Annotated in this window: 12 protein-coding genes; 8 read left to right on the forward strand and 4 right to left on the reverse strand. The window is 75.4% G+C overall.

The window, feature by feature from the left end:
* Positions 1 to 10: 10 nt before the first annotated feature.
* Positions 11 to 634, reverse strand: a complete 624-nt coding sequence (locus R4Z63_RS02665) for a dihydrofolate reductase family protein (protein ID WP_384444889.1) — start codon at positions 632 to 634, stop codon at positions 11 to 13.
* A gap of 322 nt (positions 635 to 956) precedes the next feature.
* On the opposite strand from R4Z63_RS02665, the gene R4Z63_RS02670 reads away from it, so the two are divergent.
* Both R4Z63_RS02670 and R4Z63_RS02675 read left to right on the forward strand, forming a co-directional pair.
* On the forward strand, positions 957 to 1547 hold the full coding sequence (locus R4Z63_RS02670) for a TetR/AcrR family transcriptional regulator (RefSeq protein WP_037921821.1): 591 nt from the start codon (positions 957 to 959) through the stop codon (positions 1545 to 1547).
* Positions 1547 to 2476, forward strand: coding sequence for an ADP-ribosylglycohydrolase family protein (locus R4Z63_RS02675; RefSeq protein ID WP_384444891.1), 930 nt, complete (start codon positions 1547 to 1549; stop codon positions 2474 to 2476). The genes R4Z63_RS02670 and R4Z63_RS02675 overlap by 1 nt, the downstream gene beginning before the upstream one ends.
* A 164-nt stretch (positions 2477 to 2640) precedes the next feature.
* On the opposite strand, the gene R4Z63_RS02680 is transcribed toward R4Z63_RS02675, so the two are convergent.
* Positions 2641 to 3432 carry a glutamate racemase gene (locus tag R4Z63_RS02680; RefSeq protein WP_037921816.1) on the reverse strand — a complete coding sequence of 264 codons (792 nt, stop codon included), beginning with the start codon at positions 3430 to 3432 and terminating at the stop codon, positions 2641 to 2643.
* Between the two features lie 389 nt (positions 3433 to 3821).
* On the opposite strand from R4Z63_RS02680, the gene R4Z63_RS02685 reads away from it, so the two are divergent.
* From R4Z63_RS02685 to R4Z63_RS02705, 5 genes are all read left to right on the forward strand, one after another.
* Positions 3822 to 4994, forward strand: coding sequence for a glycosyltransferase (locus tag R4Z63_RS02685; RefSeq protein ID WP_384444894.1), 1173 nt, complete (start codon positions 3822 to 3824; stop codon positions 4992 to 4994).
* 248 nt (positions 4995 to 5242) lie between these two features.
* On the forward strand, positions 5243 to 5749 hold the full coding sequence (locus R4Z63_RS02690) for a DUF6643 family protein (RefSeq protein WP_037921811.1): 507 nt from the start codon (positions 5243 to 5245) through the stop codon (positions 5747 to 5749).
* 52 nt (positions 5750 to 5801) lie between these two features.
* Positions 5802 to 6626: an MOSC domain-containing protein gene (locus R4Z63_RS02695; protein ID WP_384444896.1), complete on the forward strand. Its 825-nt coding sequence runs from the start codon at positions 5802 to 5804 to the stop codon at positions 6624 to 6626.
* A 452-nt stretch (positions 6627 to 7078) separates the two neighbouring features.
* Positions 7079 to 7690, forward strand: coding sequence for an Rv1733c family protein (locus R4Z63_RS02700; RefSeq protein WP_052030587.1), 612 nt, complete (start codon positions 7079 to 7081; stop codon positions 7688 to 7690).
* Between the two features lie 146 nt (positions 7691 to 7836).
* Positions 7837 to 10293, forward strand: coding sequence for a right-handed parallel beta-helix repeat-containing protein (locus R4Z63_RS02705; protein ID WP_384444898.1), 2457 nt, complete (start codon positions 7837 to 7839; stop codon positions 10291 to 10293).
* Here R4Z63_RS02705 and R4Z63_RS02710 read toward each other — a convergent pair.
* Positions 10244 to 12637 (reverse strand): hypothetical protein, encoded by a 2394-nt coding sequence (locus tag R4Z63_RS02710; protein ID WP_384444900.1) that lies wholly within the window; start codon positions 12635 to 12637, stop codon positions 10244 to 10246. The genes R4Z63_RS02705 and R4Z63_RS02710 overlap by 50 nt on opposite strands.
* Positions 12638 to 12982: 345 nt before the next feature.
* Between R4Z63_RS02710 and R4Z63_RS02715 the strand changes: the two genes are divergently transcribed.
* Positions 12983 to 13471 carry an SRPBCC family protein gene (locus tag R4Z63_RS02715; RefSeq protein ID WP_384444902.1) on the forward strand — a complete coding sequence of 163 codons (489 nt, stop codon included), beginning with the start codon at positions 12983 to 12985 and terminating at the stop codon, positions 13469 to 13471.
* Here the strand turns inward: R4Z63_RS02715 and R4Z63_RS02720 are convergent.
* Positions 13443 to 14327 (reverse strand): MBL fold metallo-hydrolase, encoded by an 885-nt coding sequence (locus tag R4Z63_RS02720; RefSeq protein WP_384444904.1) that lies wholly within the window; start codon positions 14325 to 14327, stop codon positions 13443 to 13445. The genes R4Z63_RS02715 and R4Z63_RS02720 overlap by 29 nt on opposite strands.
* Positions 14328 to 14335: the final 8 nt, after the last annotated feature.

A 14335-nucleotide genomic window follows, 5' to 3' on the forward strand; every position in this document is an offset into this window, starting at 1 on the left:
ACGGAGCAGCCTACCCAGGTTCCGCGCGGACACCACCGCCCGTCGCCGGGGGGCCGGGCGGACGCACGGGCCGGCGTGTCACGCGATAGCGGAGGTGGACGACCTTGGAGCTGAAGGTGCGGGTCTCAAGGAGTTCGAGGTCCACCCGGCGCCCGTGCCGGGGGAAGAAGGGGATGCCACTGCCGACGAGCACGGGATGGACCACCATCCGGTACTCGTCGATCAGGTCCAGGGCGGCTGCCTCGGCGGCGAGCGTGGCGCCGCCGATCGCGATGTCACCGCCCCCCGGCTCGGCCCGCAGTCGCCCGATCTCTTCGGCCAGGCCGCCCGAGGCCAGGCGGGCGTTGCCTTGTACCGCCGAGAGGGTACTGGAGAACACCACCTTCGGGAGCGGATTCCAGACCGAGATCCATTCGAGTGACGCGGCGTCGAGCGAGGGGTCCTGGTCGGCGGTCTCCCAGTAGAGCATCGTCTCGTACAGCCGCCGCCCCAGGAGGTGGACGCCGACCTCGCGGGTCTCGTCGATCCAGAAGCGGAAGACCTCCTCGTCCGGTTCGGTCCAGTCGAAGTCACCGTCCGGCCCGACGATGTAGCCGTCGAGCGAGACGCCCATCGCATAGGTCACGCGTCGCATCAGGTGTCCTCCCTCGGTGCGGAATCCGACCCTACGGCCGCGGGTCGCCGCGGAGCCCGTCGCGACGCGCGCACCACGGGCGGGGGCTCGGCCGGGGAGGATGTCGGAAGGACGTCCCGCAGAGCGGGCGCCGGGTCCGGGGCGTCGGGCGCCGTCCCGCCGCGTGGCCGTTCGGGGTGACGGGGCGGTTCGTGGTCTCGCCTGCAGGACGGGCCGCCGTCCCGGCCCGCACCGGCCTCACCGGCGACGACGGCCACGATCACGACCACCACGCCCGTGGTACCACATGTGCGGTAGCAGGCGACATGGCTATCCTGGCGCCGTGAATCCGGACCGTAGGGACCGGCTGCGGGACGCGGCCGTCGCCGTGCTGGCGGAGTCGGGCGGTCGCGGGCTGACCCACCGGGCCGTCGATGCGGCAGCCGCCGTGCCGACGGGCACGGCCAAGAACTACTTCCCCACCCGCGAGGCCCTGCTGCGGGCGGTCGCCGAGCACTGTTCGGAGCGGCATCGGGCGTCCGCCGCGCCGCCGGCGGGGACCGGCCCGGGGCCGGCCGACGCCGAGCAGCTCGCGGCACTGCTGGCCCGGCGGTTGCGGGACGTGGCGGGGCCGGGCCGCCCCGGTGCGCTGGCGTACCTGGAGCTCCGGACCGAGGGGGCACGGCGGCCGTGGCTGGCCGCACTGCTGGACCCCATCGCGGCGGAGGACTTCGCCGCACACGCGCACCTGCTGCGCACGGCCGGGCTCCCGGATGGGCCGGAGCGGGCCCGGGCCCTGACCCTCGCCCTGCACGGGGCCATCCCCCACCTCCTGGCCGGAGCCCCGGCCACCCTGGCCGCCGCCGGCCTGGACGACCTGACCGGCTTCGCCCGTCGCGTGCTGGCCGCCGTATGCGCCGAGGAGGCGCGGTGATGGCGTCCGCCCGGCTCGACCGGGCCGTGGGGGCCGTGCTCGGGTCGGCCGCGGGTGACGCACTCGGCGCACCGTACGAGTTCGGGCCGGCGGGTCAGTTGAGCGCGCGAGGCCGGGAGATGTGCGGGGGAAGCGGCTGGGATCCGGGCGAGGCGACGGACGACACCCAGATGGCTGTCCTGGTCGCGGAGTCGCTGCTGGAGCACGACGGCCTCGAACTCTCCGATGTCTTCGCCCGGTTCCAGCGGTGGGCGGCCGGCCAGCCCAAGGACATCGGCCTCCAGACCGAGGACGTGCTCACCAACGGCGAGCCCTGGGACCTGGCGGCGGCCCTGCACTTCCAGGTCAACGCCCGGGCCGCCGGGAACGGATCCCTGATGCGGGCCGCCACTTCGGCGGTGTACTTCGCCGCGGGGGGACGGGAGGTGACCATGGACGCCGGGCGGCGGATCGCCGCACTGACCCACGGCGACCGGGCCGCTTGGGAGGGGACGGCCATCCTGCACGAGCTCGTCCGCGTCGCCCTGGACGGCGCCGATCCGCTCGCCACCCTCCCGGACGCGCTCGGCGCGGTGCACCCGGACCACCGCGAACGGTACGGCCGGGTCCTCGCGCCCGACTGGGACCCCGGCCTGGCCACCGAGTTCAACGGGGCGGTGTGGCCCTGCCTCGGCTCGGCGGTGTGGGCGCTGCGGACCACCAGCGGGTTCGCGGAGGCCGTGCGGGCGGCGGTGGACCTGGGCGGGGACACCGACACGGTCGCCGCGGTGACGGGCGCGCTGGCCGGAGCACGCTACGGGCAGGAAGCGGTGCCCGCACACTGGACGGCCCCGCTCCACGTACCGCTGCCCGGGTTCGGCGATCGGGTTCTGGAGGCGGAGGACCTGCGCGCGTTGGCTCGGCGGCTCGCGACGGCCGGCTCCCGCTGACGTTCCGGACGGCGGCCGCACCATCCCGCGCGCGTCCGCCGGCCGGTGGTGACCACCACGAGGGTCCCCCGACGTCGGGACGGCGCCACTTCCGGCTCCTCCACCACGGCCGGGCGGGCCCCGGACGGCCAGCCGGCGCGCTCCGGCGGACACCCCGCGGAAGGTCAGCCGACGGGGGCGCCCTGACCGGACAGCAGGCGGCCCTCCGCATACGCGAACGCGGCGGCGGGCAGGGCCGCCTCGCGGCCGCTGTGCAGGACGGTCAGGCCGCCCGTGCGGGGCAGGCCGGGCTCGGCGACGGCTCCGAGCCGGCGCAGCGCCTGGACGGCGACGGGCTCGGCGGAGCCGTGGTAGACCAGCTCCGCTCCCCCGGTCCGCGCGGCGAGGGCGGCCCGGATCGGGGCCTCGGTCAGTTCGTAGTGGGTACAGCCGAGCACCACGTCGGTGACGTCGTCCGGGGTCAGCGCGGCGGCCGCGGCGACGGCCGCGGTCACTGCGGCGTCGTCGGCCGCCTCGACGGCGTCGGCGAGCCCGGGGCAGGGCACCTCGGTGACGCGGGCGCCGGTGGCGAAGTCGCGGATCAGCCCGCGCTGGTAAGGACTGCCGGTGGTGGCGGGGGTGGCCCAGATGGCGATCCGCCCACCGGCCGCGGCGGCGGGCTTGATCGCCGGCACGGTCCCGATGACCGGGATGGCAGGCTCCAGCTCCGCCCGGACGGCCTCCAGGGCGTGCACGGTGGCGGTGTTGCAGGCCACGATCAGCGCGTCGGGGCGGTGCGCGGCGGCGGCCCGGGCCACGGCCAGCGCGCGCCCGGCGAGGTCGTCGGGGGTCCGCGGACCCCAGGGCATCCCGTCGGGGTCGGAGGAGAGGACCAGATCCGCGTCCGGCCGCAGCCGCCGCACCGCGGCGGCCGCGGCGAGGAGGCCGATTCCGGAGTCCATGAGCGCGATCTTCACCCGGCCACCTTAGTCGACACCGCCCCCGACCGACCCCGGCACCGCCCATATCCACGCCGCCGCACGGCCGGGAACCGTCGCGTCCGTCTCCGCCCGGGCGCGGGCCGCCAAACCGCCCTGTGCCCGGCCCGCACGCGGGGCTCCGGCGCGTCCGCCCGCCCTCCTCGCACCCCGGAGGGCGCCCCGGTGCCGAACACGGCCGCACCCACCGGGTCCCGGCCTTCGCCCGTGCGCCCACGCACGGCCGCATCCACCTGCGACCGCCGACCGGGGAGATGTCCCGGAGCCGGGGCGCCACCGCACCCCGCCCCGCCAGACCCCGCGCGAGGGGCGCCGCACCGGGAGGCCGGGTGCGGGACAGCGGCCCGGCTGCGCGGCACACTGCCGCCATGGGCCTCCTCACCGCCGCGTCCTTCGCCTCGCTCGCCGCATGGCTGTGGCTCACCCTCGCCCAGGGCATGTTCTGGCGCACCGACGTCCGGCTGCCCCCGCGCAGCGCCCCCGCGCACTGGCCGTCCGTCGCCGTCGTCGTACCCGCCCGGGACGAGGCCGGGGTGCTGCCGCTGAGCCTGCCCTCGCTCCTCGCGCAGGACTATCCCGGTGCGGCCGAGATCGTCCTGGTCGACGACGGCAGCACCGACGGCACCGGCGCCCTCGCCGTCCGTCTGGCCGCCGAACGGCCCGGCCTCCCGCTCACCGTCGTCTCCCCCGGCGATCCCGCCCCGGGCTGGACCGGCAAGCTGTGGGCGCTGCGCCACGGCATCTCGCTCGCCCGGGCCGCGCAGGCCGGCGAGCCCGAGTTCCTCCTGCTCACCGATGCCGACATCGCACACGAGCCGGACAGTCTGCGCGCGTTGGTCTCCGCCGCGGTCTCCGCCGACCTCGACCTCGTCTCGCAGATGGCCCGGCTGCGCGTCTGCGGCATGTGGGAGCGCCTGGTCGTACCGGCCTTCGTGTACTTCTTCGCACAGCTCTACCCGTTCCGCCGGATCAACCGGCCCGGCGCGCGCACCGCCGCGGCCGCGGGCGGCTGCGTACTGCTGCGGACCCGGGCCGCCGTGCGGGCGGGGGTCCCCGACCGGATCCGCCAGGCCGTCATCGACGACGTCTCGCTGGCCCGCGCGGTCCAGGATTCAGGCGGCCGGATCTGGCTGGGGCTCGCGGAGCGGGTGGACAGCATCCGCCCCTACCCCGCGCTCGCGGACCTGTGGCGGATGGTCTCGCGCAGCGCGTACGCGCAACTGCGTCATCAGCCCCTGCTGCTGGCGGGGACGGTCGCCGGACTGGTGCTCGTCTACCTGGTGCCCCCGGCCGCCCTCCTGGCGGGCCTCGCGACCGGACGCCCCGCCACCGCGTGGGCCGGTGGTCTCGCCTGGCTCCTGATGGCCGGCACGTACGTGCCGATGCTGCGCCACTACCGCCAGTCCGCGGCGCTCGCGCCGCTGCTTCCGTTCACGGCGCTGCTGTACCTCCTGATGACCGTCGACTCGGCCGTCCAGCACTACCGCGGGCGGGGCGCGTCGTGGAAGGGCCGCACCTACGCCCGCCCGAGCGACGCCTGACCCGGCGAACCACCATCCTGACCGGGCGTCATCCGAGGTCACCGCATTGTGACGCTGCGTCAGCAAGAAGTCGGTGCAACGCGCAACCGTTGGGTACGAGTTAGACCAAGGTGGGATGGAAGTGACCAAATCGCGCACGTGAACGTCAAGTGAAAGCTGTGGCTCTGACCTGCGAATATGCAGGTCAGCGCGGTGTTGACGGCACCTCGCTATAGACCCCGCGAATTCGTGGGCTTAACTTATGTCTCATGACCTCCCCCCGCTCCACTTATGGCGGCGGTTACTACTCCGCGCCCTCCTTCCCGGACACCCCCATCTACGACTCTCTCGTCGCAGAACGGGGCACTCCGCAGATCGCCCCGATCCGCGTCCCGGCCGCCTACGAGTCCCCGAGCGCGGGTTATTCGAGCGGCGGATACCTGCCGGCCCTGCCGTCGGCCCTGCCCGCACTGCCGGCTGCCACCCCTCAGCAGCAGGCTCCGTCATACGGGTACCCCTACCAACAGCAGGCCGCTCCGCAGCCGATGCCGCTGCAGAACGCACCCGCTCCCTACATTCCGCAGCAGCAGCCGGTCGCGGCCCGGGCCGGGTTCGTGTCGCAGCCCCAGCCCCAGCAGCCCCGCCCGGCGGCCATGGCCACCGGCTACGAGGCGATGCGCCCGGCCGCGCCGCGGCCCATGCAGGTGTCGGCTCCGGCCGCGGGGTCCTCGTACGAGGACCCCTACGGCCGCCCCTACCAGGGCCGCGGCTACTGACCGGGCCCCTCGCGCGCGCCGGGACGGCGGAGCGGGCTGGCAGTATGCCCTCATGTCGAAGTTGCACGTCCAGGCGCTCCACGTCCACCCCGTCAAGTCGGTAGCCGGCACCTCACCCGACGAGGCGGCCGTGGAGCCCTGGGGTCTGTCCGGGGACCGGCGGTGGGCCCTGATCGACCCCGAGGGGACGGTCGTCACCCAACGCCGCCATCCCCGGCTGGCCCTGGCTTCCGCACGACCGCTGGGCGGCGGCCGGATCGCGGTGGCCGCTCCGGACATGACGGAGCTGGTCGTGGAGGTGCCCGAGCCGGGTCCACTGGAGCCGGTGTCGCTGTTCGGGAAGAAGGTCGAGACCGTGGTCGCGGCGGGGGCCGCGGCCGACTGGTTCAGCACGTATCTCGGGGTACCGGTCCGGCTGGTGCACCTGGACGACCCGGCCGTACGGCGTCCGGTGGATCCGGACTACGCACTCCCGGGTGAGACGGTGAGCCTGGCCGACGGCTATCCGCTGCTGCTCACCACACTCGCCTCGCTGGACGCCCTCAACGCGCTCATCGCGCAGGGGGACCATCCCGATGAGGGCCCGCTACCCATGGACCGCTTCCGTCCCAACGTGGTGGTCTCGGGGGCCCAGGCCTGGGCGGAGGACAACTGGCAGCGCATCGCCATCGGGGACGCGCTGTTCCGCGGGGCGCGCGAATGCGGCCGGTGTGTCGTCACCACCACCGACCAGCGGACGGCCGAGCGGGGCAGAGAGCCATTGAAGACCCTGGGCAGGCACCGGCGGATCGGCAGGTCGCTGGCTTTCGGGCGGCTGCTGGTGCCGCTACGGCCGGGCACCCTCCAGGTGGGCGACGAGGTCCGCGTCCTGGCCTGACGGGCCGCCCGCGGGTGACGCCCGAACCACCGGAATGACACCTTCGGGGGGCTCCTTCGCCGAGCTGGAACCAACCGGCGCGACCAGGCCGTTGGAGCAGTCAGAACAGGTGGGCACCCGCTCGGGCAGTGACACCGGAAGACCGGTCCGGATCGGGTGGCACATGTCTCGTGCGTCCCGGAACGCGTCCCCCGGGGCAGGCGGAGGGCGTGGGCGCGCACAGACGGAGACTGGCGCTAGGGGGGTGTCTTGTCGATCAGGGCGTATCAGGGAGCGGCGCACGGCGCCATGGGGTCTGACCAGCCCCGCGGGGCCGAGGAGAAGCATCGCGGGGCGGACGGGGCAGGCGGCCCGGAGCGTCGCCGGACGAGGACGGCGCGGCGGGGCGGGGCGCCGTGCGCCGCGAGCCCGACGCGGCCGGCAGGGCACCCGTCGGCAGGGGGAGCCTGACCGTGAAGACAGCGATGGGAGTGTGGCGCTGGCGGCGCAATCCGCTGCGCCGGCCGACCGATCTCTTCGAGGCATGGGTGGCGTTCGCAGCGCTCGTGTGCGTCGTGGTGGTGGCTCCGGCCATCGGCTGGGTGGCGGGCCTGCGTGTGGACGCCACGCTGCAGCGGGCCGCGCACGAGCAGCGGCAGGAGCGTCATCTCGTCCCGGCTGTGGTCGTCCGGCCCGCCCCGGAGCAGGCCGGGGAGGTGTCCGCCGACTCCTCGGCACAGCGGACCGCCCCCCGACGCACGCAGATCGTGGCCGCGTGGACCGCGCCCGACGGCAGCAGCCACCAGGGCACGGTGCCGGCCGCGGAGGAACCGCCGCGCCCCGGGGACCGGTTCCGCATATGGACCGACGCACGGGGTCGCCTGGTGGGACAGCCGCTCGACCCATCGGCCGCCTCCTTCCACGCGGGGACGGCGGGTCTGGCCGCCGCGGCCGGGGTGGCCGTCATGGCCGTGACGGTCCGCCGCCTGGTCGTACGACGGCTCATGCACCGTCGGTACACACACCTGGACCGGGCATGGGCGGCCGTCGGGCCGGACTGGGGCAGGGCGGACGCCGGTGGCTGACCTGGCGGCCCATCCGCTCCGCGCGCGCTACGGTGGAGCGGCCGGACCGGTCGCTCCCGTGGCAGCAGTCTCTCAAGTGGCCTCGGACATCAGCGGCTCCGGCCGCATCGGCAGCGCGAGCACGAGGGTGGGGGCACGACAGCACCATGGTTCAGGGCACGGTCCAGGTGACGCACGGCGGCTCTTCGCGGTGGCGGCGCCGCTCCGGTGAATATCCGACGCTGGCCGCCGCGCTCGCCGTCGCGGGCGACGGGGACGTGCTGTCCATCGCCCCGGGCACCTACCGGGAGAACCTGGTGCTGCAGCACGCGGTCACCCTGCGCGGGCCCGAGGACGGGTCGGGATCGGTGCGGATCGCGCCGCTCGACGGCGTCGCACTGACCCTGCGCGCCTCGGCCGTGGTGCAGGACCTGTACCTGGAGGGCCAGGACCGGGCGGCCCCGGCGCTGCTGATCGAGGACGGCTCCCCCGAGCTGAGCGACCTGCGCGTGAGCACGCACTCGGCGGCCGGTATCGAGGTGCGCGGCCCCGGCGCCCGGCCGCTGGTGCGCCGCTGCACCGTGGAGAACCCGGCCGGCGTAGGCATCGCCGTACTGGACGGCGGTGGCGGGGTCTTCGAGGAGTGCGAGGTCGTGGCCTCGGGACAGACCGGGTTCTCCGTCCGCGGCGGCGGCCGGCCCCGGCTGGAGCGCTGCCGCATCCACCACTCCACGGGCGCGGGCATCGCCGTCACCGGCGAGGGCTCGGGCCTGGAGGCGCTGGGCTGCGAGGTGTACGAAGTACGGGGGGCCGGGGTGCAGATCGCCGCACGGGCCGCCGCCCGCCTCACCGACTGTGCGGTGCACCGCACCTCGGCCGACGGGGTCACGCTCGACACCGATGCCGTGCTCGCCCTGGCCGGGTGCGATATCCACGACATCCCGGAGAACGCGGTCGACCTCCGGTCGCGTTCGGTGCTCACCCTCAGCCGCACCTCGGTGCGCCGGTTCGGGCGCAACGGCCTGTCCGTGTGGGACCCGGGCACCCGGGTGGACGCCGAGTCCTGCGAGATCCACGACAGCACGGGCGACTATCCGGCGGTGTGGGTCAGCGACGGAGCCTCCGCCTCGCTGGACTCCTGCCGGGTGCACGACGTGCCCGACGCGCTCTTCGTACTGGACCGAGGGTCGGCCGTCGAGGTCACCGACAGCGATCTGTCCCAGGTCCGCAACACCGCGGTCTCGGTGAGCGACGGGGCCACGGCGCGGCTCGACGACTGCCGCATCCGCGAGGCGGGCACCGGGGCCTGGTTCCGCGACCACGGCAGCGGCGGCACCCTCGCCGGCTGCACCGTCGACGCCGTGCAGACCGGTGTGATCGTCACCAAGGGCGCCGACCCGGCCCTGGAGCGCTGCACGGTCACCTCACCGGCCGAAGCCGGCTTCTACGTGTCGGCGGGCGGCCGCGGCACCTTCACGGCCTGCCGGGTGACGGACAGTTCCGGTTTCGGCTTCCACGTCCTCGACGGCTGCCGCACCACGCTGAAACGCTGCCACACGGAGCGCTGTGCCCGCGGCGGCTACGAGTTCGCGGAGGACGGGCCCGTCGCCGAGGAGTGCACCGGCGACGGGTCGGGCCCTCGGCAAACGGCCCAGCCCGCCGCGGGCGGCCTCGCCGGGGTGCAGACCGCAATCCGCCCGCAGGCCGCGGAGCGCAGCCCAGTGGCGCAGCCGGCACCGGCGGCCCGGGCGTCCGTTCCTCGGCCCGCGGACCCGGAGCGGGCCGGGGCTCCGGAGGCCGCAGCGCGGCCGTCCGACGCAGTGTTGGGGCAGCTCGACGGGCTGGTGGGCCTGGACAGCGTCAAACGCGAGGTGCGGGCGCTCACCGACATGATCGAGGTGGGCCGCCGGCGGCAGCAGGCGGGCCTGAAGGCCGCCTCGGTGCGGCGCCATCTGGTCTTCACCGGCTCCCCCGGCACCGGGAAGACCACGGTCGCCCGGCTGTACGGCGAGATCCTCGCCTCCCTCGGGGTGCTGGAACTCGGGCACCTGGTCGAAGTGTCCCGCGTGGACCTGGTGGGCGAGCACATCGGATCCACGGCGATCCGCACGCAGGAGGCCTTCGAGCGGGCGCGCGGCGGGGTGCTGTTCATCGACGAGGCGTACGCGCTGGCCCCGGAGGACTCGGGGCGGGACTTCGGGCGCGAGGCGATCGACACGCTCGTGAAGCTGATGGAGGATCACCGGGACGCGGTGGTGGTGATCGTCGCCGGGTACACGGCGGAGATGGAACGCTTCCTGACCGTGAACCCGGGCGTGGCCTCACGGTTCTCGCGGACCATCGCCTTCGGCGACTACGGCCCGGGGGAACTGCTACGGATCGTGGAACAGCAGGCGGAGGAGCACGAGTACCGTCTCGGGGAGGGCACGGCCGAGGCGCTGCTGGCGTACTTCACGGCGCTGCCCAAGGGTCCGGCCTTCGGAAACGGCCGCACCGCGCGCCAGACCTTCGAGTCGATGGTGGAGCGGCACGCGGGGCGGGTGGCCCAGCTGTCGGAGCCGGACACGGACGAGCTCACCCTGCTGTTCCCGGCGGATCTGCCGACGCTGCCCGCCTCTTGCTGACCCCGGGGCGCTGGTCCGGTACTCCCCCGGCCGGCGCCGGGCGGGGCTCCGCGGCCCGGACCGGCCCCTCCAGCCGGGTGAGCAGAGCGGCGCGTTCGGCGGCGAAGGCCGGGTCCGCCTGGTAGTCGGCGTGCCCGAGGATCGGTGCGGGCAGCGGGTGGCGGGCGCTGCGCCCGTAGGCGAGCGGGTCGGCGAGCGGGCCGCGGTCCACCTCCGGCGAGTCCGGGCCGGGGAGCGCGGGCCCGCCGATGGGGTCGGTGGCCCGCCAGAGGTTGCGCCAGCAGTCGACGTCGCGGTGCAGCGCGGTGAGCTGTCCGGAGCCGAAGTAGGCGGGGAACCAGCGGCCGTAGAGGCGGGCGAGCGGGGAGCCGTAGGTGAGCAGCGCGACGCGTCGGCGGACGGAGGGCGGCAGCTGCCAGACGGCCGCTGCGGCGAGCACGCTGCCCTGCGAGTGGCCGGAGATCACCAGCCGCCCGCCGGTGCGGCCGGTCCAGCCGGCCATCCGCCAGGTCAGGTCCGGGACGGCCCGCTCGGCGTAGCACGGAGGTGCGAAGGGGTGGGCCGCGCGCGGCCAGAAAGTACCGACGTCCCACAGGATCCCTATGGTCCGCCGGGCGGCCGGGTCCCGGTAGGCGCGTCGCCCCCAGGCCGCGAAGAGCGCGATACCGAGGCCGATGAGCCAGGACCCGGCGTCCTGGGCGGCGCGGGCGGCGGCTTCCAGTAGCGGCGGGCCCCCGCGGGCGGCTTCACCCGGGACCCGTCCGGTGAGCCAGGCTCCGGCCAGGGCTCCCGCGCCGAGCACCAGGGTGATCCCGGAGACGGCGCCGACGAACCAGGGCGCGGAGTCGGTGAGTGCGGCGGTCGTCCGCGCCCCGGCGATGCGCCGGCTGCGCGCCTCGTCCGGACTCTCTCCCGGGTATTCGGCGGCGATGGCGGTGGCGAGGCGGCGCCGGGCGCGGGTCGCGCGCACGGCGAACCAGGCGGCGAGCAGCGCCAGTACGACGAGCAGCGGCGGCAGGACGGCGGCCTGCCAGGAAAGCAGGACGGGGGGCCCGGCCAGCGGTGCGCCCGGCATCCCGGGGGTGGCCCCGCCGTCCATCCAGTCGGCGACCCGCTGGGCGACCCCGCCGGACATCACACCGCCGAGGGCGCAGCCGAGCATGGCGACGGCGGGGCCGCCCAATCCGCGCAGGGCGGCCGCCGGATCGTGGGCCCTGCGGTGCAGGTGGCGGGCGACGGAGGCGAGGGCGAGCACGCACAGGCCCTGGCCGAGCATGATGACCCCGAAGGCGAAGTCGCCCGGGAGTCGCCCGGTGGAGGTCCAGCCCGGGCGTGACCAGCAGGCGTGCAGGAGGACGGCGGTGAGCAGGGCGAAGGCGGCGCCGGGGAGCAGGCTGACGGCGGCCCGGTCGAGGCGGTGGTCGGGTCGGGCTTCGGTGCGTCCGCGCCGGCAGACGACCCAGGCGACGGTGACGGCCCCGGCCGCGAGGAGGGTCTGGGTGATCCAGCCGAGGAGTTCGAGGGCGGGGGAGGTCACCGCGGCCCGGCGGTCCTGGGCGGCGGTGGGTGCGGAGACGGCCACCGCGACGGTGAGCAGCCCGGCCGCGGTGTGCGCGGCTCGCAGCCGGGCGACGATACGGCGCCCGTACCAGAACCCGGGGCGGCCGAGCGCGGGCGCGGTGTCGCAGGCGGTGTCCGGGTCGGCGGCCCCGGCGGGCGGCGGCTGGGATTCGTAGGCGCTCCAGGTGCGGTTCGACAGGAACCAGAGCAGTCCGGTCAGCGCGGTGGGGACCAGCGCGCCGAGGGCGAGGCGGCGCCCGGGCTGCGACCACCAGCCGCCGCCGTCGGGGGCGAGGAAGCCGAGCCGGGAGTCGGGCGCGGTGCAGGTCGCGGAGCCCGCGCACTGCCAGGCGGCGAGGTCGAGCGCGACCTCGCAGGCGGCCGCGATCAGCAGGACGGTCAGGCTGAGCGCGAGGATCCGTACGAGGACTCCGTAGGTGCGCACCGCGCGCGGCGCGGGGGCGTCGGCGGGCCCGGCCGGCCGGGCCCAGTGGGCGAGGTTGACGACCATGAAGGGCAGGAGCAGCAGCCACAGGGCGCGGGCTCCGTTGCCGGAGGTGAGCCGGGACCAGCAGTAGGCCTCGGGGACGGGCAGTCCCGCGTACCGCTCGGGGTGGGCTTCGGCATCGGCGTCCTCGGCGCGGCGGAACACGGCCGCGGTGGAGTCGCCCGTGACGCGGACGGTGCGCGGCTCGCCGAGCAGTTCGGCCGGGGATGCTCCGGCGACACCATGGACGAGGAGTTCGAGGGCGGGAGGCGGGTCGGGCTGGGGGCGGTCGGGCACGGAGGCCTCCGCTCGCGGGGGGCTGCGGCCGCTCCAGGATCCCGCGCGGCGGGGTTCCTGCCCAGGCCCCGTACGGGGGAACCGGCGGCGGGGCGGGCCGTACGGCGCGCGGGCCCCGACCGGACGACGCCGGAGCGGAGCAACGGGGCCGTCGTACGGGTCGGCTGCCCTGCCGTCGGCCCTGCCGTGCGAGGGGAATGCGGGGAGAACGCGGGACAGTCACGGGGAAATCGGGCAAGACAGCGAGCGGAGACATCGTGGGCGGATCGCAGCGGACATCTCGTGGACGCACGGCTATGGTGACGCGCACGTCCGTCCCGATCACCGCTCCCGGAGGTATCGCCCATGGATCGCCGACTCCGCCCGGTGGAGCTGGACTTCATCGACGACGCGCCCGTCCGGCTGGTGTTCGCCGCCGAGGCCGCGGCGCCGCCCGAAGCCGTGTACCGGGCGCTCGCCCGCGAAGTGGCCGACTGGCCGCACTGGTTCAGGGCGGTGACGCTGGCCCGCCCCGCGCGCGGCGGAGCGGGCCGCGAGATCAGGCTGCTGGGAGGGGTGCGCATGCAGGAGACGATCATGGCTGCGGAGCCCGAACGGCGTTACGCGTACCGGGTCGACACGACCAACGCCCCCGGCGTCCGTGCCCTGCTGGAGGAGTGGCGGCTTGCTCCGGCCGGCTCGGGCACGCACGTCCGCTGGACCTTCGCCGCGGACGGTCCGACCGGGTTCCGGCTGGCCCTGACGGCCGCCCGCCCGGGCCTGGGCCACTCGTTCCGGACGGCGGTGCGCACCCTGGACGCCCGCCTCAGCGCCCGCCGTTGGAGCGGCCGGTGACGGCGGCGAGACGGGCGTACTCCCACGGGTCGTGGGCGCTGAAGACGGTGACCTCGTCGCCGTGGTCGCGGACGAGGTCGCGCAGCCGGTCGCGGGTCGCGATGCGCGCCGCGGCGTCCGTCTGCGCGCCCTGCTGGACCGGTTCGAAGACGGGGTGGGCGAGCGGCGGGGTCTGTTCGAGTTCCGCGTGATGGGTGTACGCGTCGCCCGCGTGCAGCAGCCAGCGGCCGTCGTCGTCGCGGACCGCCACGCCCGCGTGTCCGGCCGAGTGACCGGGCAGCGGCACCAGCAACAACGCGCACCCCATACCCTGCGGTCGCGCCACACCCGGGAAGCCGAACCATGTCGTGCGTCCGTCCGCGGTCGCCGGGGTCAGCAGCGGGCCGTGCGCCCGGTGCTCGGACATGAAGCGGTCGAGGCTGTGCCGGTGGTGCACGGCCGCCGGGTCGGTGACGGCCCGGTACTCGTCGGGGTGCACGTGCACCCGCGCGTGGGGGAAGTCCGCCAGCCCTCCCGTGTGGTCCCGGTGCAGGTGGGTGACGACGATGTGCCGCACGTCCCGCGGCTCGTACCCGAGGCGGGCGAGCTGGTGCAGTGCGGTTTCCCGCGGATCCAGCACGGGCTCGGCGTAGGCCACCCAGTCCGCGCCCAGCGCCCGGTCGGGCTGCCGCAGGTCGGCGGTGCCGAGCCCGGTGTCGACCAGGACCGGTCCGTCGGTGTCCGTCTCGATGACCAGGCAGTGGCAGACGGCGGGCAGCGCGCGGTGCGCGGCGCCGGCCGGGTGCGGTGTCCGGAGCGGTGTCCCGAGCGGTGGAATCGTCCGGAGTGAACCGCAGTTGAGATGATGGATGCGCACAAGGGCCC

It is taken from the genome of Streptomyces sp. PL-29, assembly GCF_058344425.1.

Bases quoted from the DNA above. Each gene is read 5' to 3' on its own strand.
- R4Z63_RS02665 (WP_384444889.1), bottom strand. From the start codon at position 634: ATGCGACGCGTGACCTATGCGATGGGCGTCTCGCTCGACGGCTACATC.
- R4Z63_RS02695 (WP_384444896.1), top strand. From the start codon at position 5,802: ATGTCGAAGTTGCACGTCCAGGCGCTCCACGTCCACCCCGTCAAGTCG.
- R4Z63_RS02715 (WP_384444902.1), top strand. From the start codon at position 12,983: ATGGATCGCCGACTCCGCCCGGTGGAGCTGGACTTCATCGACGACGCG.
- R4Z63_RS02675 (WP_384444891.1), top strand. From the start codon at position 1,547: ATGGCGTCCGCCCGGCTCGACCGGGCCGTGGGGGCCGTGCTCGGGTCG.
- R4Z63_RS02690 (WP_037921811.1), top strand. From the start codon at position 5,243: ATGACCTCCCCCCGCTCCACTTATGGCGGCGGTTACTACTCCGCGCCC.
- R4Z63_RS02705 (WP_384444898.1), top strand. From the start codon at position 7,837: ATGGTTCAGGGCACGGTCCAGGTGACGCACGGCGGCTCTTCGCGGTGG.
- R4Z63_RS02685 (WP_384444894.1), top strand. From the start codon at position 3,822: ATGGGCCTCCTCACCGCCGCGTCCTTCGCCTCGCTCGCCGCATGGCTG.